Raw genomic sequence first — 21,905 nt, forward strand, 5'->3', positions numbered from 1 at the left:
GAGAAACGGAGAACACATCCGATGAGAGGCGTTTTCGCGCGTGGATCGTCCACGAGCCTGGCGGTCCTGGCCGCCGCGGGAATGCTGGCGCTGAGCGCCTGCAGCGGCTCGGGCGGCAAGGAGTCCGAGGAGGACACCCAGGGCGCCGGCCCCCGGCTGGAGATCGCCATGGTGACGCACTCCGCCCCGGGCGACACCTTCTGGGACATCGTCCAGAAGGGCGCCAAGGCGGCCGCCGCCAAGGACAACGTCGAGTTCCTGTACTCGGCCGACCCGGACGGCGGCAAGCAGGCCCAGCTCGTCCAGGCCGCGATCGACAAGAAGGTCGACGGCATCATCGTCACCCTCGCCAAGCCCGACGCGATGAAGGACGTCCTGGCCCGCGCCGCCGCCGCGAAGATCCCGGTGATGTCGATCAACTCCGGACAGGAGGAGTCGGCGCAGCTCGGCGTGGTCGCGCACTTCGGGCAGGACGAGTCGATCGCGGGTGAGGCGGCCGGCACCGAACTCGGGGAGATCGGCGCCTCCAAGGCGCTGTGCGTGATCCACGAGCAGGGCAACGTCGGCCTGGAGGCCCGCTGCGACGGGGCGAGGAAGACGTTCGGCGGCGACCTGGAGAACCTGTTCGTCCAGGGCTCGAACATGCCGGACGTCAAGTCGTCCATCACGGCCAAGCTCCAGGCCGACAAGGACATCGACGGGATCCTGACACTGGGCGCGCCCTTCGCCGCGACGGCCGTCGACTCCGTCGAGGAGACCGGCAGCAAGGCCGAGATCGGCACGTTCGACCTGAACAAGGACCTCATCGCCTCGCTCAAGTCGGGCGCGATCGAGTTCGCCGTCGACCAGCAGCCGTACCTGCAGGGCTACGAGGCCGTCGACGCCCTGTGGCTGCTGAAGAACAACGGCAACGTCCTCGGCGGGGGCCGTCCCGTGCTGACCGGCCCGGCGATCGTCACCAAGGACAACGCCGCCGGGCTGGAGGAGTTCGCCAACCGGGGGACCCGGTGACCCACGCGGTCACCGAGCCGCCGGTGGCCGACCCGGGCCCCGACGAGCGCCTGGCCCGGCAGTCGCCGCTGCGGCGGCTGCTGGGCCGCCCGGAGCTCGGCGCGCTGCTCGGCGCGGTGGCGCTGTTCGCGTTCTTCGCGGTCATCGCGGACGCGTTCCTGCGGGCCGGGTCGTTCTCGACCGTCCTGTACGCCAGCTCCACGTTCGGGATCATGGCGGTCGGCGTGTCGCTGCTCATGATCGGCGGCGAGTTCGACCTGTCCGCCGGGGTGATGGTGACGTCCGCGGCGCTGATCGCCGCGCTGACCGCCTACCAGTTCACGCTGAACGTGTGGGCGGGCGTGGTGATCTCGCTCGTCCTCACGCTGGCGCTCGGGATGATCAACGGGCTGCTCTACAACTGGACGAAGCTGCCGAGCTTCATCATCACGCTCGCCATGTTCTTCATGCTGGCGGGCCTGAACCTCGGCGTGACCAAGGCCCTCACCGGCAACGTCGCCAGCGACTCCGTCCGCGACATGGACGGCTTCGACACCGCCCGCGCGATCTTCGCCTCCGACATCGGCGTCCTCGACTTCCGGATCAAGATCACGGTGTTCTGGTGGCTGCTGTTCGTCGCGGTCGCGACCTGGATCCTGCTGCGCACCCGCATCGGCAACTGGATCTTCGCGGTGGGCGGTTCGGCCGACAGCGCCCGCGCGGTCGGCGTCCCGGTCGCCCGCGTCAAGATCGGCCTGTTCATGGGCGTGGCGTTCTGTGCCTGGTTCTCCGGGATGCACCTGGTGTTCGCGTTCGCGACCATCCAGTCGGGGGAGGGCGTCGGCAACGAGTTCCTCTACATCATCTGCGCGGTCATCGGCGGGTGCCTGCTGACCGGCGGCTACGGATCGGCGATCGGCGCGGCGATCGGCGCGTTCATCTTCGGCATGACGAACAAGGGCATCGTGTACGCCGAGTGGAACCCCGACTGGTTCCGGTTCTTCCTCGGCGCGATGCTGCTCATCGCCACCGTGGTGAACCTGATCGTCCGGCGCAGAGTGGAGCGCGCCTCGTGACCGCGAAGGACGCGCCGCTGATCAGGCTGAGCGGCGTCGGCAAGAACTACGGCAACGTCATCGCGCTGCGGGACGTGAGCCTGGAGACGTCCGCCGGGGAGGTCACCTGCGTCCTCGGCGACAACGGCGCGGGCAAGTCGACCCTGATCAAGATCGTCGCCGGTCTGCACCGCCACGACACGGGCACCTACGAGGTGCAGGGCGAGCAGGTCGCGTTCAGCTCGCCCCGCGACGCCCTCGACCACGGCATCGCGACCGTCTACCAGGACCTCGCGGTCGTCCCGCTGATGCCGGTCTGGCGCAACTTCTTCCTCGGGTCGGAGAAGCGCAAGGGCTTCGGCCGCATGGACGTCGAGTTCATGCGCTCCACCACCCACGGTGAGATGGCCGCGATGGGCATCGACCTCCGCGACGTCAACCAGCCCATCGGCACCCTCTCCGGCGGCGAACGGCAGTGCGTGGCCATCGCCCGCGCCGTCTACTTCGGCGCCAGGGCCCTCGTCCTGGACGAGCCCACGGCCGCCCTCGGCGTCAAACAGGCCGGGGTCGTGCTGCGCTACATCGTCCAGGCGCGCGAACGGGGGCTCGCGGTCATCTTCATCACCCACAACCCGCACCACGCCTACCCGGTCGGCGACCGCTTCCTGATCCTCAACCGGGGCCAGAGCATCGGCTACCACCCCAAGGACGAGATCACCCGCGAGGAACTGACCGCCCTCATGGCCGGAGGCAGCGAACTCGAGGAACTCGCTCACGAACTGGACGCGGCGGGCTCATCGGCCGCCGCCGCCCGCCTGACGAAGGAGGCCGAAACCCTGGGCCTCACCGACGACTGAACACCCGGCGCCACAGCCCGCCCGCCCCGGCCCTCCTGGCCGCGCGATGGTGCGGGCCGTGGCGGTTCCGTCAGTGGGGTCACGCCCATTCGGCGTCCGCCAGGATTCGTTCGAGGTTCGGAGTGTCCCAGAGGTCGACGATCAGAATGCGCGACTGCGGCAGGTACCAGAGGCGTTCGGTGTAGGCGGAGCCCGTCCTGCGGGTGGGGCCGTAGCCGTGCGGGTCGTCAGGGGAGGGGGCGCGCGTGTAGCAGGGGACGCGCCACTGGTGGTATTCCGCCTTCTTCGAGCCGATGGCGGCGAGCCGGTTCGCCGTTCGCGTGGCGCCGTGTCCGACGCCCACGGCCCGCAGGTCCTCGTGCCGGGGGCAGTTCATCCCCTCGTCCTGGCCGAACAGCACGCCGTAGGTGTCGGTGGTCTTGTACGGGTTGGCGATGTACGCGGAGGGCCGGGCGAAGAAGCTGGGGCCCAGCACGAAGAACCCCCGGCACGAGGACGAGCTGGGACCGGCCCCGCCCCATCGCCGCATGTAGTCGCAGTTCTTCGCGGTCGCCACGTAGTAGCTGTCGGGCGGTGGCGAGTCGTCCGGGGAGGAGGTGTCCCGGTTGCGCATCGGGTGGGTCTTCCACGTGGCGGGGGCGCGGACGGTGATCTTCCCGATGCGCAGCGGATCACCGGACGGGGCCGGAGTCGCCCGCACCGCGGCCGTGTGCTGCGGCTCCGGCCTGGACGCCTGGTATGCGCCGACGCCGCCGGCCGCCGAGCCGACGACGGCGGTGCCCGCGATGGCGGCGGCCGTCTTGGTGCCGATGGCGGCGAGCACACCGGTCGATCCCGCGCCGGCGCCCGCGCCCGCCGCGCCCGCGCCCGCCGGGGCGAGGCCGGCGGCGGCGAGCGGGAACAGCGCGGTGAGCGCGACGGCGCTCCCGGCGAGGACGCGCACCCCCTTGGACTCCCAGCCGGTCCCGTACGCCGCCCGCGCCAGCTCGTCCAGCCATTGGACGAACGCCGCCGCGCCCGGTGGCCGCGACGCCGGCTCCTTGGCCATGCCTGCGGTGATGAGCGGGCGCAGCGCCTCGGGGACCTGGTCGGCCGGGATGTCCCCGGACAGGTGGCCCGCCATGATCGACGCCCGGTCGCCGGCGCCGTACGGGCGGCGCCCCGTCAGGCATTCGAAGAACACGCAGGTCGCGGCGTAGACGTCGGTGGCGGGCCCGGCGGGCTCGCCGCGCCACTGCTCGGGCGCCATGTAGAGGGGCGTGCCCGCCCCCGACGCGGTGCCCTCGGCCGTGGCGACGCCGAAGTCGATGAGCTTGCTGCGTCCGTCGGCGGGGACGATCACGTTGGCGGGCTTGTAGTCCCGGTGCACGACCCCCGCGGCGTGGGCGGCGGCGAGGCCGAGAAGCGAGCCCTTCAAAACGGTGAGCGCCGCCTCGGGCTCCAGGGTTCCGTACCGGCCGAGGATCTCCTTGAACGAGACGCCGTTCACCGCCTCCATGATGATGGCCAGTTCCCCGTCGTGCTCGACGAGCCGGTACAGCCGCGCCACGTGCGGGTCGTCGACGCGGCCCAGCATCCGCGCCTCGTGCCGGAACCGCTCCCGCGCGTCCGGGTCGGCTCCTTCGGGCAGGTACTTGATCGCGACGTGGACACCGCGTTCGGCGTGCCGCGCGAGGACGACACGTCCCTGCCCGCCGCGCCCGAGTTCCCTGACCTCCTCGAATCCCGACACCCTCCACTGCGTCACAGGCCGCTCCTCAAGGCTCGTTCCGGAGTCTGCACCCGTGTGACGCGGCGGGCGGCCGGCAAGTTGATCACTCTTCGGACACAGCGGGCTTCCGCGGGCGGGCGGCCGGCGGCCGTCCGGGGCGTCGGGTGGCCCCCACCGCGGCGGCGGCCCCGGGGCTCGGCCGTCCGCGGTTCGCGGCGGGAGGCGCCGGTCAGCCGGGGGCGAGCCAGGTTCGGCACAGCCACCAGGCGTTGACGGCGCCGAACGTGTCGGACGGGTCGATCCCGGTGACGTCGGTGAAGCGCTGCACCCGGTTGCGCACCGTGTTGGGGTGCACGAACAGGTGCCCGGCGGCCGAGGTGACGTCACGCCGCGCCTCCAGCCAGGCGCACACCGCGCGCGCGACCGGCTCGGCGTTCGCGCCGAGCTCCCGCCAGGCCGCCCGGTGCCGTTCGAGCAGGACGGAGGCCAGGTCGGAGCGGCCGGCGACCGCGGCGAGGACGGCGACATCCGCGACATGCGCGATGCCCGTCCGCCCGGTCGCCTCGGCGGCGGTGAGCGCGGACACGGCGAGCCTGCGCGCGGCGGCCAGGTTCTCCGCCTCCACCGGCCCCGCGACCCCGGCGGGGACCCCGGCGTCGTGGGACGCCGGCGCCCGCACGACCACCGCGATCACCAGCCCGTCCACCAGCGCCGACACCCCCGGACCCCGGGTGGCGGTGGTGACGGTGGAGGTGGGGCGGGTGGCCATGACCCAGAGCGGGGTGTTGGTGGGGAGGCCCGCTTCGGCGGCGGCCAGGGCGGCGGCGGAGCCGCCGTCGAGGAGGCGGCGCAGGATCGCCGCGTCCCGCTCGTCCGGGCCCGGCTCGCCGGTCGCCTGTGCCTCGCGGTGCGCCCTGATCAGCCGGGACCGGACGGCCTCGACCCAGTCGTCGTACAGCTCACGCGCGTCGAGGAGGAGCCCGGCGCCGATGCCCTCGGCGGCGGCCACCTCCCGGGCGCGGGACCAGATCGCGCGTTCGGCGACGTGGATGGCGCTCAGCACCGCCTCGATGGGCACGCCCTGGCGGGCGCGGGTGACGGCGAGTTCGGCCACGAACGACAGTTCCGCCTCGGTCGGGCCGCGCCGGGCCGCGATCGCGCGGGTCGCGGCGGCGAGCAGGGCCCGGGTGTGCCCGGCGATGTCGGCGGGCGGCAGCACCGACACCTCCCGCACCATCGAGGAGACGCCGGCGACCACGGACGGCAGCAGGTCCTTCTCGACGGTGACGCGCTCGATGAGATCGATCACCGGGGCCCAGTCGGTGTCACCCTGGTTCATGGTGACGATTGTGGTGCACTACAGCTTGAGGCGCCAAATGCGTGGCTACGTCCATGTCAAGCACGTCAGCGGGCCCCTAGGGTTGGACTTCGCCACAATGGACGTTCGTTGAGGGGAAGTGCCCGCATGACCTCTGCCTGTCGTGTCGCCGTGATCGGCGCCGGGGCGGCCGGTTTGGCCACCGGCAAGGCGATGCGCGACGCGGGTCTGGAGGTCGTGCTCTACGAGAAGGGCGACCGGCCCGGCGGGCTGTGGGCGCGCGGCAACAGCAGCGGCCTGTCGCCCGCCTACGCGTCCCTGCACCTCAACACGAGCAAGGGGCGGACCGAGTTCGCCGACTTCCCGATGCCGCGGCGGTGGCCGGACTACCCGTCCGCCGACATGATCGCGGGGTATCTCGCCGACTACGCGGAGCGGTTCGGCGTCGTCCCGCACATCCGTTTCCACACGGCGGTCGCGTCCGTCGAACGCGGCGAGGGACGCTCCTGGGCCGTGACGACGGAAGCGGGGGACGTCGAGCGGTTCGACGCGGTCGTGGTCGCGAACGGCCACAACTGGGATCCGCGGTGGCCCGAACCGGCGTACCCGGGCGAGTTCACGGGGACGCAGATGCACGCGCACGACTACCGGGCGCCCGACGTCTTCCGCGACCGGCGGGTACTGGTCGTCGGCATGGGGAACTCGGCCATGGACATCGCCGTGGACGCCTCGCACGTCGCGCACGGACCGGTCCTGCTGTCGGCGCGGCGCGGCGTTCACATCGTCCCGAAGTACCTGTTCGGGCGGCCGTCGGACGCGACCGGCGGCGCCCTGGCCGTGCTGCCGTGGCGGATGCGCCAGCGCATCGCCGAGACGATGCTGCGGCTTGCAGTCGGGAACCCGCGGGACTACGGGCTGCCCGCGCCGTCGGGCGGCCTCTTCCAGAACCACCCCACGATCAGCGACACGATCCTGCACCGCCTGACCCACGGCGAGGTCGAGGCGCGGCCCGGCATCGAGCGCCTGGACGGCGAGAAGGTCGTGTTCGACGGCGGCGCCGCCGACGCCGTCGACGTGATCGTCTGGGCGACCGGCTACCGGGTGAGCGTTCCGTTCCTGCCGTCCGGGCTGACCGGCGGCGATCCCGAGCGGCTGCCGCTGTTCAAGCGGGTGTTCCACCTCGACGACCCGAGCCTGGCCTTCGTCGGCCTGATGCAGTCGACGGGCGCGGCGCTGCCCATCGTGGAGGCGCAGGCCAAGCTGGCCGCCGCCTACTTCTCCGGCACGTACGCGCTGCCGCCCCCGCCGGAGCGGCGGCGCGCCGTCGCGCGGGCCCTGCGCGCCGCCACCCGGCGGTGGGGCGACCGCCGGCCCATGATGCGCGTGGACTTCGACCAGTACGTGGCCGACCTGCCCCGCGAGATGAAGGCCGGCCGGGCCCGCCTCGCGCGCGGCGGCGCCCGCCCGTTCACCCCGACGCACCGCGAGGAGACCTCCACATGAGCGAAGCGGACCAGGGTCCGGCCCCGCAGGGAAATGACATGGTCAACGACCGTCCACACCCGGCCGGCCCGCGCTGGGGCCGCCGTGACGCGAGCGGCCTGCGGGTGATCGTCACCGGCGCGTCGGGAACGTTCGGCAGGTCGATCGGCGCTCGGCTGACCGGACTCGGCGCGCGGGTCGTCGGCCTGGACGTGGCGCCGGGCCCGGACGACCCCGTCGAGGTCCTCGCCTGCGACGTCACCGACGACGACGCCGTCCCGGCGGCGGTCGCCGCCGCGATCGAGCGGCTGGGCGGCCTCGACCTGCTCATCAACAACGCCGGGATCGGGGGCCCGGCCCCGGCGGAGCTGCCGCCGGGCGACGAGGTGCGCCGCCAGCTCGACATCAACCTGCTCGGAACCTGGCGGGTGACCGCCGCGTGCGTCGACGCCCTGGTGGAGTCGCGCGGACGCGTCGTGATGCTGTCCTCGCGGATGGCCGTCATGCAGCTTCCCCTGGCCGCGGCCTACGGCGCGTCCAAACGTGCGCTCGTGGCGTACGCGGACGCGCTCCGCATGGAGATCGGCACCCATGTCGGCGTGACGTGCGTGTACCCTTCGGCCGTGCGGAGCCCGATTCATGACTCGACCGCCGCGGCCGGCCTCTCGCTTGAGGGCGTGAGCCGCTACGAGCCGCTCGACGGCGTGGTGGACGCGGTGCTGTACGCCGCACTGTCCCGCCGCCCGCGCCGCGACGTGACGACGACCCGCCGGGGCGCCGTCGAGTTCTTCCTGGCCAGGCACCTGCCCGCGCTGACCGACCGGATCGTCGCCCGGACGTTCGCCGGCCGCGTGCGGGACGGTGCGTTCCAGGGCGCGGAGATGGCCGCCGGGGTCGTGCGCCGGCACGCGGGCCGCTCATGAGCACCGCCGAGACGGCGCGGGCGGACACCCCGACCCGGCCCCGCGCCGGCGACCTCATCGGCTACGCCGCCGGCTCGCTCGGGATGGGCGTCTGGGTCACCATCCCCGGGCTGCTGCTGCTCTACTTCATGACGCACACGCTCGGCGTGTCCCCGTTCCTGGCCGGCCTCACCCTGCTGCTCCCGAAGATCATCGACGCGGTGGTGCACCCGTGGTTCGGGTCGGTGTCGGACCGGCAGGCGCGCCGCGCCGGGCACCGGCGCGGGATGCTGCGCTGGGGGCTGCTGCTGGCCATCGCCTGGATCGGGCTGTTCTCGGTGCCGGGCGGCCTGTCCGGCTGGTCGGCGGCGCTGTGGGTCGGTGCCTTCTACATCGCCGGGAACATCCTGTACGCGTGTTTCCAGGTGCCCTACCTGACGACGCCGTCCGACCTGCAGATCGGGTACCACGAGCGCACCCGCGTGTTCATGTACCGGATGCTGCTGCTGACCATCGGCCTGCTCGGCGCGGGCGTCGCGGCCCCCGCGCTGGTGTCGGGCGGCGGCCGCGGCGACTACACCCGGATGGCCGTCATGCTCGCCGGCGTCCTCGTCGTCACCGGCCTCCTCGCGATCGTGTTCATCCGGCGGCTGACGGACCGCTCCGGTTTCCGGATCCCGGACGGCGGGAACGCGCACTCCGTCATCGACGACCTCCGGATCACCCTGCGGGACCGCGACTTCCGTGCCCTGGCGCTGTCGTACCTGTTCACCGGCATCACCACCCACCTGTTCCTGGCGGCGGTGCCGTTCTACACCCTGTACGTCCTCGACGACGAGGGTCTGACCGCCGTGTTCATGGGCGCGTTCCTCGTCCCCGCCGTGGTCGCCGGGCCCGTCTGGAAGAAGGTGTCGGAGCGGACCGGCAAGCAGCGCTCGCTCCTGTTCTGCCAGGCCGTCTTCGTCGTCGGCTCCCTCGCCCTGTGGGGCGGCGACGCGATGGGCGTCGGGCCGACCGTCGCCGTGATCGCCGTGCTGGGCACCGCGTTCGCCGGCCTTCAGCTCTTCGCGTTCTCCCTGATCCCCGACATCGTGGCCGCCGCCGAATCGCGGGGGACGGCCCGCGCCGGCGCCTACACCGGCGTGTGGACGGCGACCGAGGCGACCGGCACGGCGATCGGCCCCTACGTGTACTCGGCGACCCTCGCCGTGGGCGGTTTCGTCTCCACGACCGAGGGCCACGCCATCGCGCAGTCCGACTCCGCGCTGCTGGCGCTCCGCATCGGCGTCACGGTGGTGCCCGCCGCGCTGATGGTGGTCGCCGTCGCCTTCCAGCGCCGCTTCGCCCTCGACCGCATGTCCGCCCGCACCTCCGCCTCCTGACGGTCGTCCGCCCGCCGGCGGTCATTCGTCCGCGGTGTGGATTCTGCGGGCCGTGAACGCGACATCGGGTTCGGTGTGGGCGCGCAGGCCGCGCAGCAGGTCACGCCAGTCCGCGGACCACCCGGCGCGGGGGCCGTGCGCCTCCGTGAGCGCGCAGGCGAACAGCCCGCCGGCGAGGTCGCCGCGCGCCGCGAGCCGGGCCGCGTGCGGGTGCGCGTCCTCCGGGTCGGGCAGGCCCTGCCCGTTGAGCGCGGTGAACTCCGAGGGGCCGGCGGCGAGGGCGTCCGCGACGTCCGCGACGGCCAGGACGCCGTGACCGGCGCACCGGTCGGCCAGCGCGTCGAGGGCGGAGGCGGCGCCGGGGTCGTCCCACCGGAGGGTCGCGGCGGCCAGTTCGCTCGCGATCGGCTCGGGCAGGTGGCCGTCGACCGCGCGGACGGCGCGTTCCCCGAGCGTCCGGTGGCGGGCGGCCTGGTCCCGGACGGCGCCGGCCAGCGCGGTGAGCCGCTGGAACGCGGGCAGGTCGCGTTCGGCTTCGGCGTCGGGTTCGGCGGGGGCGGCGGCCAGTCCGGCGGCGGCCGCGCCGAGTTCGGCCGCGCCGATGCCGGTCGCGGCGCAGCGGACGAGGGCGTGCAGCGCGGCCTGCCAGGCGCGGGTCTCGCCGAGGTCGGTGACGAGACCGGCCAGCAGGGCGGGGGCGTCCGGTGCCCAGGGCGCCCAGGTGGCGACGGCGGGCAGCGCCGCCGCGCGGGCCTCCGGGTCGGCGGAGCGCGCCACGCGTAGCACCAGCGCGGCGTAGCGGCCCCGGAACCGTTCCTCCACGTACATGGGCGGCGTGCCGAGCACCTGCCGGGCGAGGTCGCGGGGGCCCTCGGCGGCTTCGGCCAGGATGCGCCGCGCGACGGGCTCGTCGAGGTGGTCGCGGGCGGCCGAGGCGATCGCGGCCCGCACGTCCCGGTGCCGGTCCGGGTCGTCCCAGGCCGCGGCGACGATGTCCAGGGCGTCCGGTGCGCGGTTGCGGAGCAGGATCCGGACGGCCTCCTTCTGCGCCGTGATCTTGCCGTCGGCCAGGACCGGCCGGAGCATCGCCGACAGCGCCGACGGCCGGATGAACCGGGCCGCGCGGGCCGCCGCGTAGACGGCGACGTGGGCGTCGTCGGAGTTCGCGTGGGCGAGCAGGCCGGGCAGGACGTCCTGCGGGGCGGCGGTCCAGGGGAGCGCGGTCAGCGCGGAACGCCTGATGTAGGCGTCGTCGAAGCCGAAGTAGGGACGGAGCAGTGCCGCTTCCGTGCCGGGGATCCGCGCCATGGCCGCGACGGCGCCCGCCCGGCCGGTGCCGGGTGCCGTCTCGTCCGCCGCGACCCGTTCGAGGAGGGCGCGGTAGGCGTCGCGCTGCCGGGCCGTCCAGCGGCGCATCCAGACCGGGGCGATGTGGCGCACGTAGGTCACGCCGGGGCGGTGGAACCGTCCCGCCGGGGTGTCCTCGGCGAGGACGAGGTGCAGCAGGTCGGTGCGCTCGCGGGCGATGGCGGCGAGCACCGCCGGGACGGCGACCGCCGACGGGTCCCGCGCCACGGCCCGCCCGGCCCGTTCGGCGCGGGTGCCGGGCGCGGCGAGCCACAGCGTGATCGCCTGGGTGAGCACGGCGTCGTCGCGGGCGTCGAGCGCCGCCTCCAGCGCGTCCTGCAGGATCGGGACGTGGTGGGCGCGGCGGCGCAGCGCCCGGACGAGCAGCAGCGCCAGCCGGTGGTCGTCGCGGCGTGCGCCCGCCTCCAGATGGGGCGCCAGAGTCTGCGCCAGCCGGTGCTCCTGGCCGCGCCGCAGCGCGTGGTCGAGCCGGCCGAAGGCGAACGATCCCGTGCCGCCGACGAGACGTTCGACCAGCTCCAGGCCGGACACCATCAGCGCGGCGTCGTCGCGCACGGCGCCCTGGCGGCACAGCGCGGCGGCGACCCTGCCGAGCTCGTGGCGGGTCGCGTAGGACAGGTCGCGGGCGTTCAGCGCGTCGTCGGCGAGCCGCCCGATCGCCGTCGCGTGCTCGTCGCGCAGCATCCCCTCCGGGACGGACGCCAGCGCTTTCAGCGCACGGTACCGGACGGGGTCCTGCTCGTTGCGCAGCCGCCCGAGCGACTCCAGCGCCGCCGTCAGCGTCGCCGGGTCGCGGGAGCGTCCCGCGCATCCGATGAGCAGGGCGTACCCGGTGCCGCGCTCGTCGGCGTCCGCCCTGCGGGTCAGCTCGGCGAGGACCGGCGACCCCTCCTCGTAGGGCAGGAACGCCGCCACGGCCCACATCCGCGCCGGCGTCCCGGTGACGCTGCGCAGGCCCATCATCCGGCGCGCCTCCCGGTGCCGGACCGCGCGGGGGAGGACCTCCAGCAGTCCTTCGCCGGGCTCGGCGACGCCGCGGTCGACGCCGTCCGTCGCCGCCTCGAACACCGCCTCGCGGCGGCTCGGCGGGAAGGCCCCCAGCAGCAGCCGCAGCATGCTCTCGTCCTCGCGGACGGCACGCGCGACGGCGGTCAGGTCGTCGTCGCCGAGCCGGGCCATCCGGTCCCTGACGGACCTGCGGTACAGCAGGATCCGCAGGTCCCCGCGGTGCGCCTCGGACAGCAGCAGGCGGAGCATGCGGCGCGGCTCGGCGTCCAGCAGCGCCCCGGCGGCGGGGTGCAGCGGGTGCGGCAGCGCCCGGGTCGCGCAGTGGCGCTCCAGCAGGCCGACGACCCGTGCGGGGTCGTGGCGCAGGGCCGCCGCGACACCGGGCGCGTGCCGGAACCACCAGGAGTCCCGCATCGCCTCGGGCAGTCCGGCGAGGCTCCGCTCCGCGTACCCGAGCACGGCGTCCGGGAGGGAGCGGCCCAGCGACGCCCAGTTCACGACGGCGTGCCCGAGCGCGTCGATCCGCTCCGCGACGACGTCCGGGCCGCAGGCGGGCAGCAGCCTCGCCGCCTCCTCCTCGCCCCACCGCTCCGCGACCCGTCCGATGAGCGCTTCGGCGAGGTCGCCGCGCCGCCGGGCCCGGACGGCGTCGTACAGCGCCGTGCGCACCGCCGCGGGGGCGTCCTCCAGCCCGGCGAGGAACGGCTCCGGGCCGGCGCCGTACCGGACCGCGAGCCGGATCGCCTGGCATGCCAGCTCCGCGTCGGGATCGCGCATGGTGGTCACGATGTGCGCGAGCGACGCCTCGTCCCGGACCGCCGCCGCGACGAACAGCGCCAGCGACCGCTCGTAGTGGCCGCGGCGGGCCAGGCCGTCCAGCAGGGCGGCGAGGGCGGGATCGCCGGCGAGGCGGCGCAGGTCCGCCAGCCGGCGGCAGCGGGCCTTGAACGGCAGCGGTTCGATCTCGGTCAGCAGTTCCTCGACGCGCATAACGCGCAATCCTGCCGGATCCGCCGTCCCGCTTCACCCGCATTGACCGTCCGGGCCCCGAGGGGATCGACGCCCGCGCATCCACCGGGCGGGGATGCGCGGGCCGGTGTCACGCGGGGTGCGGGATGGACTTGTGCTCCAGGTAGGCGTTCAGTCCCTCGGGGCCGAGTTCGCGGCCCAGGCCGCTGTTCTTGTAGCCGCCGAAGGGGGTGTTCGGGTCGAGGGTGTACATGTTGACGCCGCAGCTGCCGGTGCGGATGCGGCGGGCGACCTCGACGCCGTGGGCGGCGTCGGCCGTCCAGACCGAGCCGCCGAGGCCGTAGTCGCTGTCGTTGGCGATCTTGATGGCGTCGGCCTCGTCCTCGTAGGGGATGAGGACGAGCACGGGGCCGAAGATCTCCTCGCGGGCGATGCGCATGTCGTTGCCGACGTCGCCGAACACGGTGGGGGCGACGTACCAGCCGCGGTCGTGCGGGCGGTTCAGCCCGCCGGTGATGACCTTGGCGCCCTCGTCCTGGCCGATCCGGATGTAGTTCTCCACCCGTTCCTGCTGCCGCTTGGCGACGAGGGGGCCGACCTCGGTGCCGTAGTCGGCGGGGTCGCCGACGGCGAGGCCGCCGACCATGGCGGCGAGGGCGTCGGCGACCTCGTCGTAGCGGCGGCGGGACGCGAGGATGCGGGTCTGCGCGGCGCAGGCCTCGCCGTTGTTCATCAGCGAGGCCAGCTTGAAGCCCTCGATGGTGGACGCGAGGTCGGCGTCGTCCAGGATGATCGCGGCGGACTTGCCGCCGAGTTCCAGCGTGACGCGCTTGAGCTGCTCGCCGCAGACCGCGCCGATCTTGCGTCCGGCGGCGGTGGAGCCGGTGAAGGACACCTTGTCGACGTCCGGGTGCGCGACGAGGTGCGCGCCGACCTCGCGTCCGGCCGGGACGATGTTGACGACGCCGTCCGGGATCCCGGCCTCCTTGATCCATTCGGCGAGGAGGTAGGTGTCCAGGGGCGTCTCGGGGGACGGCTTGGCCACCACGGTGCAGCCGGCGATCAGGGCGGGGGCGAGCTTGAGCATGAGCGTGAACTGGGGGACGTTCCACGGGACGATCGCGGCGACGACGCCCGCCGGCTCCTGGGTCACGGTGACCGGGCCCAGCATGCCCTGCCGCTCCTCCTCCCAGGCGTAGGTGGCGGCGAGGTCCACGTAGTACTGCAGCACCATCTGCGGGATGGCGGCCTGCCCGAAGATCGAGAACATGATCGGGGAGCCCATCTCGGCGGTGACGAGGTCGGCCATCGCCTGCTGCCGCTCGGCGTAGATCGCCGACAGCCGCCCGACGATCTCGGCGCGTTCGGCGGGCGTCATCCGGGGCCAGGGGCCGTCGTCGAACGCGCGGCGCGCCGCCGCGACCGCCGCGTCGATGTCGGCCTCGGTGCCCTCCGGCACCCGCCCGATGACCTCCTCGGTGTGCGGGGAGATGACGTCGATGGTGCCGGTGCCGGCCGGTGCGGTCCACTCGCCGCCGATGAACAGCCGATCGTGCTCACGCATGCTGCCGCCTCCTGCCCGACGGGCCGAATAGATAACCGAATGCTTGCTTGGGCACAGCATCGCATGACGTCCCGGCGCGGTGGAAGACCAATGAGACTCGCGTCTCATCCGGCGTCCGGCGCACGACGCGAACGGCCAGTGGCTAGAGCAGGTGGGCGTTGGGTTCCCGGGCGCGGGCGGCGAGGGACGGCAGTTCGGTCAGTTCGATGCCGGCCGCCGCGAGGATCTCCGCGCCCGTTCCCTCGGTGAACAGGGCCGGTTCCCGCCAGGCGAACACGACGCGGCGGGCGCCCGACGCGACGATGAGCTCGGCGCACGTGCGGGGGCGGGACGCGCGGTGCCCGCACGGTTCGAGTGAGCTGTAGACGGTCGCGCCGGCGAGGTCGCCCCGGGTCTTGGCGAGAGCGGCCTCTTCGGCGTGGTCGTGCGGGTCGCCCTCGCGGGAGAAGCCGCGCGCGACCTCGCGCCCGTCCGCGCCGACGACGACCGCGCCGACGGAGAACGCGGTGCGCGACGGCGGGCACAGTTTCGCCAGGTCGCAGGCCAGCTCCAGCCAGGCCCGGTCGCCGGCGGCCAGGTCATCCACGCGCGTGCCCCGTCAGGTAGCGGAGAAGCACCAGGTCGCCGATGCGGGTGACCTCCGCCAGCCGCATCGGGCGGTCCGGCGACTGCGGGAACACCCCGGACCGGACGAAGCGCGGTGCCGAAGGGTCGCCGATGAAGAACGGGGCGACCACGAGCTGGATCTCGTCCACGACGTCGCCGGTCAGGAAGAGGGTGTGGATGCCGCCACCGCCCTCGACCATGAGCCGCCGGACGCCCCGTGCGGCGAGGTCGCCGAGCACCGCCGGCAGGGAGAGGGGGTCGCCGGCGTCGACGACCTCGGCGAGGCCGTCCAGCCGCGGCGCCAGGTCACCGGCCGCGGGGGACGGCGCGTACACCAGCTTCGGGGACTCGCCCGTGGTGAAGAACCGCGCGGCGGGATCGAGGTCGCCGCTCCAGGTCAGCGTCACCTTGGTGAGGTCGGGCGGCACACCGCGCGCGATCCGCTTCTCCCGCCGCGCCTCGGAGCGGATCAGCAGTTTGGGGTCGTCGGCCCGGACGGTCCCGGCGCCGACGAGGATGGCGTCGCAGCCGGCGCGCACGGCGTCGACGCGGTCGAAGTCCGCCGCGCTGGACAGCCGCAGCCGCTCCGGGGTCGCGTCGTCGATATAGCCGTCCGCGGACATCGCGCAGCTCAGCAGCACATAGGGACGATCACTCACGCCGCAACCCTACGGGAGCGCCGATGGCGGTGGCCGCGCGGCCGTTGAAGATCGTTTGGGGTGACCCGGCGTTTCTGCGCGGGATGTGTCGGAGGGGGTGCCTATGGTTGCTGCGACATGCGAATCCTGCACACCTCCGACTGGCATCTCGGCAGATCGTTCCACCGCGAGGACCTGCTGGCCGCGCAGGCGGCGTTCGTCGACCATCTGGTCGAGACCGTCGCGGCGGAGCGGGTCGACTGTGTGCTGATCTCCGGGGACGTCTACGACCGGGCGCTGCCCGCCGTCGACGCCGTCCGGCTGTGCGACGAGGCGCTCCGGCGGCTCTCCGAACGGGCCAGGGTCGTGCTCATCGCGGGCAACCACGACTCGGCGCGGCGCCTCGGGTTCGGGTCGGCGCTGATGGACGCCGCCGGCGTGCACGTCCGCACCGACTTCGCGTCCGTGGGGGAACCCGTCATCGTCGGGGACGCCGCGATCTACGGGATCCCGTATCTGGAGCCCGAACTCGTCCGGCACCCCTGGGATCTGGACGAACGCAGCCACGCCGCCGCGCTGACCGAGGCCATGCGCCGGGTGAGGGAGGACGCCGCGGGCCGTGAACAGCGGTCGGTGGTGCTCGCGCACGCGTTCGTGACCGGCGGGGCGGCCAGTGAGAGCGAACGCGACATCTCGGTCGGCGGGTCGTCGCAGGTGTCGGCGTCGGTGTTCGAGGGCGTCGACTACGCGGCGCTCGGCCACCTGCACGGCGCCTGGCGCATCACCGACCGCGTCCGCTACTCGGGCTCGCCGCTCGCGTACTCGTTCTCCGAGGACGGGCACGTCAAGGGCTCGTGGCTGATCGACCTGCGCGAGGACGGCATCGACTCGCGGTTCGTGGAGGCGCCCGTCCCGCGCCGACTCGCCCGTCTGCGGGGACGCATCGACGACCTGCTCTCCGACGCGTCCCACGACGAGGTCGAGGACCGCTGGCTCCAGATCACGCTCACCGACCCGCGCCGCCCGTCGGAGGCGATGGAACGGCTGCGCCGCCGGTTCCCGCACGCGCTCGTCCTCGGCTTCGAACCCGAGGGCGGCGGGACGGACGGCGCCCGCACCTGGTCCGAACGCGTCCGCGAACGCTCCCCCCTCGACATCGCGGGCGACTTCGTCGCCGAGGTCACCGACGGCCCGGCGACCGGCGCCGAGCGCGCCCTCCTGCACGAGGCGTTCGAAGCCTGCCGCCGGAAGGAGGCGCTGGTGTGAGGCTCCACCGGCTGGAGGTCACCGCGTTCGGGCCGTTCTCGAAGACCGAGGACATCGACTTCGACGCGCTGTCCGACGCCGGGCTGTTCCTCATCCAGGGCCGGACGGGCGCGGGCAAGACGAGCATCCTGGACGCGGTGTGCTTCGCCCTGTACGGCCAGGTGCCCGGTGCCCGCAACGCCGTGAAGGGCCTGCGCAGCGACCACGCCGCCCCCGGCACCGGCCCGCGCGTCGTCCTGGAGACGACGATCCGGGGCCGGCGGATGCGCATCACGCGGTCGCCCGCATGGGAGCGGCCGAAGCTGCGCGGCTCCGGGACGACGGCCGAGCACGCCAAGGTCATCCTGGAGGAGTTCGAGCACGGCGCCTGGGTGGGGCTGACCACGCGGCTGGACGAGGCGGGCGACCTGGTGCCGCGGCTGCTCGGGATGAACGCCGTCCAGTTCTGCCAGGTCGCGCTGCTGCCGCAGGGCGAGTTCGCCGGGTTCCTGCGCGCCGGCGCCGACGATCGCCGCAAGGTCCTGGAGCGGCTCTTCGCGACGGAGGTGTTCACGCAGGTCGAGAAATGGCTGGCCGACCGCCGGGCCGCCACCGGGCGCGAGGCGGCCGAACTGGGCGCGGCGGCGGCCTCGATCGCCGACCGCATCGCCGAGACGTCGGGTGCCGCGCCGCCGCGCGGGGGGCACCCGTCCGTCCCGGCGCCGCGCCGCGCGGAACCGGCGGCGGAGCCGTTCGCCGAGGTGGAGACCCTGCCCGCGTGGGCCGCCGAACTGGCGGCCGGGCACGAGGACGTCCGCGCGGTCGTCGACGAGCTGCGCCGGGAGGTCACGGCGGCGCTGGAGACGTCCCGCGCGGCGATGGAGGACGCCAGGACGCTCGCCGACCGGCAGCGGCGCCACGCCGAGGCGCTCGCCCGCCGCGAGGCCCTGGGGGAGCGCGCCGAGGAGAGGTCCCGGATGGGGTCGCGGCTCTACGCCGCGGAACGCGCCGACCGGGTCGTCCCGCTGGTGCGCGCCGTCCAGGCCCGGCACGACGAGGCGCGGCGGGCGCGCCGCTGGGCCGACGAGACGCGCGCCGGGGCCGCGGCGGTCCTGCCCCCGAACGCCTCGGAGGACGTGCTGGTCAAGGCCGAGCGGGCCCGCCGCGACGAGATCGCGACGCTGGAGGGCAGGCGCGCCACCGCCGCCCGGATCCGGCAGATCGAGGACGAGCGCGCGGCGCTGGCCCGCGACCTGGCCCGGCTGGAACCCGAGGAGGCGCGGATCGCCGCGGCCCTCGCCGACCTGCCGGGCATCGTCGAGGCGGGCCGCGCCGAGCTGGACGAGGCCCGCACCGCGGCGGCCGGACGCCCCGGAGCCGAAGCGGCGGTCACCGGCGCCCGCCGCCGTCTCGACGCCGCGCAGCGCCGCGACCAGGTGGAGCATCTCCTCGCCGAGGCCGAGTCCGCGCACCGCGACGCGGTCGACGCCGCGCAGGACGCCCGCCAGCGGGTGCTGGACCTCCGCCAGGCCCGGCTGGACGGCATGGCGGCCGTCCTCGCCGGGGACCTCGTGGACGGCGAGCCCTGCCGGGTCTGCGGTTCCCCCGAGCATCCGGCGCCCGTGGCGTCCCTCGCGCCGATCCCGACCGAGGAGCGGATCGACCGGGCGCAGGCCGAGTCCGACCAGGTCCAGGCGGTCCGGGAGCAGACCGGCAGGGACGTCGAGGCGCTGCGCACCGAACGCGACCATCTCCTGGAGACCGCCGGTGAGATGACCGCCGGGGTCCTCGCCGAAGAGTTCGCCGATGCCGAGCGGATGCTCCAGGAGGCGGTGGCCCGCGCCGCCGACGCCGAACGCCTGGAGGCCGCCCTCCACGGCAACGAGCAGGAACTCGACCGCGTCCGCGACGCGCGGAGCGAGGTCGCCCAGGCCCTCACGGGAAACCGCGCCCGGGACCGGGAGTTGGCCGCCGAGCAGGCCAGGCTGGCCGCCGAACTGGACGAGGCGCGTGGCGGGGACGCGTCGCTCGAAGCGCGCATCGCCCGGCTCGGACGCGAGGCGGACGCGCTCGCCGAGGCGGTCGAGGCGCTGCGACGATCCGATCGCGCCGCCGAGGAGCTGGCCGCCGCCCGCGCGAACGCGATGGCGACCGCCGAGGCCGAGGGGTTCCGCAGCCCCGACGAGGTCCTGGAGGCCGCGCTGCCCGACGAGGAGCAGGGCGTCCTGCGCGACAGGATCCGCCGGCTGGACGACGAGGAGGCCGCCGTCCGCGACCTCCTCAAGGACCCGGCGCTGGTGAAGGCCGCCGCCGAGCCCGCCCCCGACCTGCCGGCCCTCGACGCGGCGCTGCGGGCGGCGGACGCGGCGCGCACCCGGGCGGCCAGCGCCGCCGACCGCGCCCGGCACCGCTGCGACCGGCTCGCCGAACTGCGCGCACGGCTCGACGGCGCCGTCCGCGCGTGGCGTCCCGCCGCGGAACGCCACGACGTCGCCGAACGCCTCGCCGGCCTGGCCTCCGGCAAGCACGCCGCGAACCGGCACGCCATGTCGCTGTCGGCGTACGTGCTGGCCGCGCGGCTCGAGCAGGTCGTCGCCGCCGCGAACGAGCGGCTCTCACGCATGTCCGGGGCCCGCTACGCCCTCGTCCACACCACCGACAAGGCGGCGGGCGACCGCACGAAGGGCGCCGGCGGTCTCGGCCTGCGCGTCGCCGACGCCTGGACCGGCCTCGAACGCGACCCGGTGACGCTGTCGGGCGGCGAGTCGTTCATCGCCTCGCTGTCCCTGGCCCTCGGCCTCGCCGACGTCGTCACCGCCGAGGCGGGCGGCACCGAGATCGGCACCCTGTTCGTCGACGAGGGCTTCGGCACCCTCGACGAGGAGACGCTCGACGAGGTCATGGACGTCCTGGACGGCCTGCGCGACGGCGGCCGCGCGGTCGGCGTCGTCAGCCACGTCGCGGAACTGCGCGCCCGCATCCCCGCCCAGCTCCGCGTCACCAAGGACCGCGCCGGCTCCACCACCGCGATCACCGTCTGAGGGGCGATTCCTTCGGCGGCCCCGGCGGCCCGGCGGGTCAGCCGCCGCGGGTGGGGCGGGCGGTTTCGAGGAAGCCGGTGCAGCGGCCCAGCAGCTCGATCAGCGTCGCCCGCTCGTCCTCGGTGAACTCGGCGGCGAGGCCCCGCTCGACCCGCACGGCGCGGGCGTCGGCGTTCTCGAGCACCGCCGCGCCCTCGGGGGTGAGCCGGGTCTCCAGGATGTTGCGATGCCATTCGTGCGGGGTCCGCTCGATGAGCCCGCGCTCCTGAAGGTTCTTCAGGACGGTGTTCATCGTCGGCGGGGTGACGGTGCACGCCCGCGCCAGCGCGGCGGCCGACATGCCGGGGTTGTCGGCGAGGTGGAGCAGCGCCGCGTACTGCGGCACGGTGAGCCCGCTCGGCTTCAGCGCCGCGTGCTTGGCCCCGTTGAGCGCCTGCTCGGCGCGCTTGAGGTGCGAGCCGATCCGCTCCGGGCCGGGCATCGAGGTCATACCCGCATGGTATCCAGCCAACGAACGGAAGCCTGTTGACGAGTATTAGAGCTCTAACTATCGTATGGACGCGTATTAATCATTGGCCTCGAACGGAGAATCATGTCCCGCCTTCACCGCTCCACCACCGCCGCGGCCCTCGCCGCCGCCGTGGCCGTGCTGCCCGCGTCCGTGTCCCTGGCCCCGCCCGCCGCCGCCACGGCGCAGCAGGCGCCGTCCCGGGCCCAGATCTCCGCGGCGTTCGTGCTGCCGGGCGACCGCGTCTACCCGGAGGGCATCGCCGCCGATCCCCGCACCGGCGCCATGTACGCCGGGTCGTTCCAGGACGGCACCGTCTACACGATGCGGCCCGGACGGCGTGTCGCCGAGGTGTTCCTCCCGGCGGGCGCCGACGGGCGCCGCACCGCCAACGGGCTGAAGGTCGACAGGGCCGGACGGCTGTGGGTGACCGACTCCTCGGCCGGCGTCTCGGTGTACGACACGCGCAACCGCCGTCTGCTGGCCCGGTTCGACGTCCCCGGGGACGAGGCACGGTTCGTCAACGATCTGGCCATCGCACCGGACGGCACCGCCTACCTGACCGACAGCCTCCGTTCCGTCGTCTACCGGGTCACACCCCGCGACCTGGCGCGGGCATGGGGAGGACGCGCCGAACTCGTCCCGTACTTCGACCTGAACGACGCCCTCGAACCGCACGGCCCCGGCGACTTCACCCTGAACGGCATCGTCGCCGACCCGCGGGGGCGCTTCCTGCTGGCCGCCGACCTGCTCGGCGCCGACCTGTACCGGCTGGACATCGCGTCCGGCGCCGTCCGCAAGGTCGCCCTGCACGGAGGCGACATGCACTACGCCGACGGGCTGGAACTCCAGCACGGACGGCTGTGGAGCGCCCACAACCTCGACAACGTCATCAACCGCTGGCGGGTCGCGCGCGACGGCACCCGGGCCCGCCTGGAGCGCACCCTGGCGGACGCGTCACTGCAGGTGCCGACGACGCTGGTCCGCCGGCACGGGACGCTGTACGTGGTCCGCTCGCAGTTCGACAAGGGCGGACCGCTCGGCGAGGGGACACCGGAGATCCCCTTCACCATCGCCGCCGTCCGCGGCATCTGACGGTGATCTCGACCTCGTACGAGTTTCTCTTAAAAAAACTAGTGTAATTGGTTCAATCTCGCGGGCCGCAGCGGGGTGCGGGTTGCGGAGGGCGTGGGACGAGTGTCGCCGCAGGGCACAGCGCTGACCAGCGCATTCCTGGTGCGTCGCGGCTGTGTGTTGCTTC

At 74.1% G+C, this 21,905-nt stretch carries 16 protein-coding genes; 9 read left to right on the forward strand and 7 right to left on the reverse strand.

Annotation, left to right across the window (positions count from 1 at the left end):
• Nucleotides 1–21: 21 nt before the first annotated feature.
• From ACGFIS_RS26310 to ACGFIS_RS26320, 3 genes are read left to right on the forward strand one after another with little or no spacing between them, the layout of a single operon-like run.
• Nucleotides 22–1,011: a sugar ABC transporter substrate-binding protein gene (locus tag ACGFIS_RS26310; RefSeq protein WP_392898369.1), complete on the forward strand. Its 990-nt coding sequence runs from the start codon at nt 22–24 to the stop codon at nt 1,009–1,011.
• Complete coding sequence (locus ACGFIS_RS26315) at nt 1,008–2,066, forward strand: ABC transporter permease (RefSeq protein WP_392898366.1); 1,059 nt, start codon at nt 1,008–1,010, stop codon at nt 2,064–2,066. Before ACGFIS_RS26310 ends, ACGFIS_RS26315 begins: the two co-directional genes overlap by 4 nt.
• A complete protein-coding gene (locus ACGFIS_RS26320) occupies nt 2,063–2,902 on the forward strand; it encodes an ATP-binding cassette domain-containing protein (protein WP_392972883.1) in 840 nt (279 codons plus the stop codon). Before ACGFIS_RS26315 ends, ACGFIS_RS26320 begins: the two co-directional genes overlap by 4 nt.
• A gap of 79 nt (nt 2,903–2,981) precedes the next feature.
• On the opposite strand, the gene ACGFIS_RS26325 is transcribed toward ACGFIS_RS26320, so the two are convergent.
• On the reverse strand, nt 2,982–4,649 hold the full coding sequence (locus ACGFIS_RS26325; protein WP_392898360.1) for a serine/threonine-protein kinase: 1,668 nt from the start codon (nt 4,647–4,649) through the stop codon (nt 2,982–2,984).
• 193 nt (nt 4,650–4,842) lie between these two features.
• Complete coding sequence (locus ACGFIS_RS26330; protein WP_392898358.1) at nt 4,843–5,952, reverse strand: helix-turn-helix domain-containing protein; 1,110 nt, start codon at nt 5,950–5,952, stop codon at nt 4,843–4,845.
• 126 nt (nt 5,953–6,078) lie between these two features.
• Here ACGFIS_RS26330 and ACGFIS_RS26335 point away from each other — a divergent pair, with 126 nt between their 5' ends.
• Genes ACGFIS_RS26335 through ACGFIS_RS26345 form a run of 3 tightly spaced genes read left to right on the forward strand, consistent with a single transcriptional unit; the run spans nt 6,079 to nt 9,697 of the window.
• Entirely contained in the window at nt 6,079–7,434 is a 1,356-nt protein-coding gene (locus tag ACGFIS_RS26335; RefSeq protein WP_392898355.1) for a flavin-containing monooxygenase, read from the forward strand.
• Nucleotides 7,435–7,472: 38 nt separating this feature from the next.
• Nucleotides 7,473–8,336, forward strand: a complete 864-nt coding sequence (locus tag ACGFIS_RS26340) for an SDR family NAD(P)-dependent oxidoreductase (RefSeq protein ID WP_392972990.1) — start codon at nt 7,473–7,475, stop codon at nt 8,334–8,336.
• The gene (locus ACGFIS_RS26345) at nt 8,333–9,697 is read left to right on the forward strand and encodes an MFS transporter (protein WP_392972885.1); all 1,365 of its coding nucleotides are present in this window, start codon (nt 8,333–8,335) and stop codon (nt 9,695–9,697) included. The genes ACGFIS_RS26340 and ACGFIS_RS26345 overlap by 4 nt, the downstream gene beginning before the upstream one ends.
• A 21-nt stretch (nt 9,698–9,718) precedes the next feature.
• Here the strand turns inward: ACGFIS_RS26345 and ACGFIS_RS26350 are convergent, their stop codons facing one another.
• From ACGFIS_RS26350 to ACGFIS_RS26365, 4 genes are all read right to left on the reverse strand, one after another.
• Nucleotides 9,719–13,063, reverse strand: coding sequence for a hypothetical protein (locus ACGFIS_RS26350; protein WP_392972887.1), 3,345 nt, complete (start codon nt 13,061–13,063; stop codon nt 9,719–9,721).
• Nucleotides 13,064–13,172: 109 nt separating this feature from the next.
• Entirely contained in the window at nt 13,173–14,606 is a 1,434-nt protein-coding gene (locus ACGFIS_RS26355; protein WP_392898346.1) for an aldehyde dehydrogenase, read from the reverse strand.
• A gap of 142 nt (nt 14,607–14,748) precedes the next feature.
• Nucleotides 14,749–15,192 carry a dCMP deaminase gene (locus ACGFIS_RS26360; RefSeq protein WP_392898343.1) on the reverse strand — a complete coding sequence of 148 codons (444 nt, stop codon included), beginning with the start codon at nt 15,190–15,192 and terminating at the stop codon, nt 14,749–14,751.
• A complete protein-coding gene (locus ACGFIS_RS26365; RefSeq protein WP_392898341.1) occupies nt 15,185–15,871 on the reverse strand; it encodes a RibD family protein in 687 nt (228 codons plus the stop codon). Before ACGFIS_RS26365 ends, ACGFIS_RS26360 begins: the two co-directional genes overlap by 8 nt.
• 117 nt (nt 15,872–15,988) lie before the next feature.
• On the opposite strand from ACGFIS_RS26365, the gene ACGFIS_RS26370 reads away from it, so the two are divergent.
• Nucleotides 15,989–17,116, forward strand: coding sequence for an exonuclease SbcCD subunit D (locus ACGFIS_RS26370; protein ID WP_392898338.1), 1,128 nt, complete (start codon nt 15,989–15,991; stop codon nt 17,114–17,116).
• Nucleotides 17,113–20,136: an AAA family ATPase gene (locus ACGFIS_RS26375; RefSeq protein ID WP_392972889.1), complete on the forward strand. Its 3,024-nt coding sequence runs from the start codon at nt 17,113–17,115 to the stop codon at nt 20,134–20,136. The genes ACGFIS_RS26370 and ACGFIS_RS26375 overlap by 4 nt, the downstream gene beginning before the upstream one ends.
• Nucleotides 20,137–20,173: 37 nt before the next feature.
• On the opposite strand, the gene ACGFIS_RS26380 is transcribed toward ACGFIS_RS26375, so the two are convergent.
• Entirely contained in the window at nt 20,174–20,626 is a 453-nt protein-coding gene (locus tag ACGFIS_RS26380; RefSeq protein WP_392898333.1) for a MarR family winged helix-turn-helix transcriptional regulator, read from the reverse strand.
• Nucleotides 20,627–20,728: 102 nt separating this feature from the next.
• Here ACGFIS_RS26380 and ACGFIS_RS26385 point away from each other — a divergent pair, with 102 nt between their 5' ends.
• Nucleotides 20,729–21,739 carry an SMP-30/gluconolactonase/LRE family protein gene (locus tag ACGFIS_RS26385; protein ID WP_392898330.1) on the forward strand — a complete coding sequence of 337 codons (1,011 nt, stop codon included), beginning with the start codon at nt 20,729–20,731 and terminating at the stop codon, nt 21,737–21,739.
• The last annotated feature ends 166 nt before the right edge of the window (nt 21,740–21,905 follow it).

Source organism: Spirillospora sp. NPDC048824, assembly GCF_043198455.1.
In the GTDB taxonomy this organism is placed as follows: Bacteria; Actinomycetota; Actinomycetes; order Streptosporangiales; family Streptosporangiaceae; genus Spirillospora.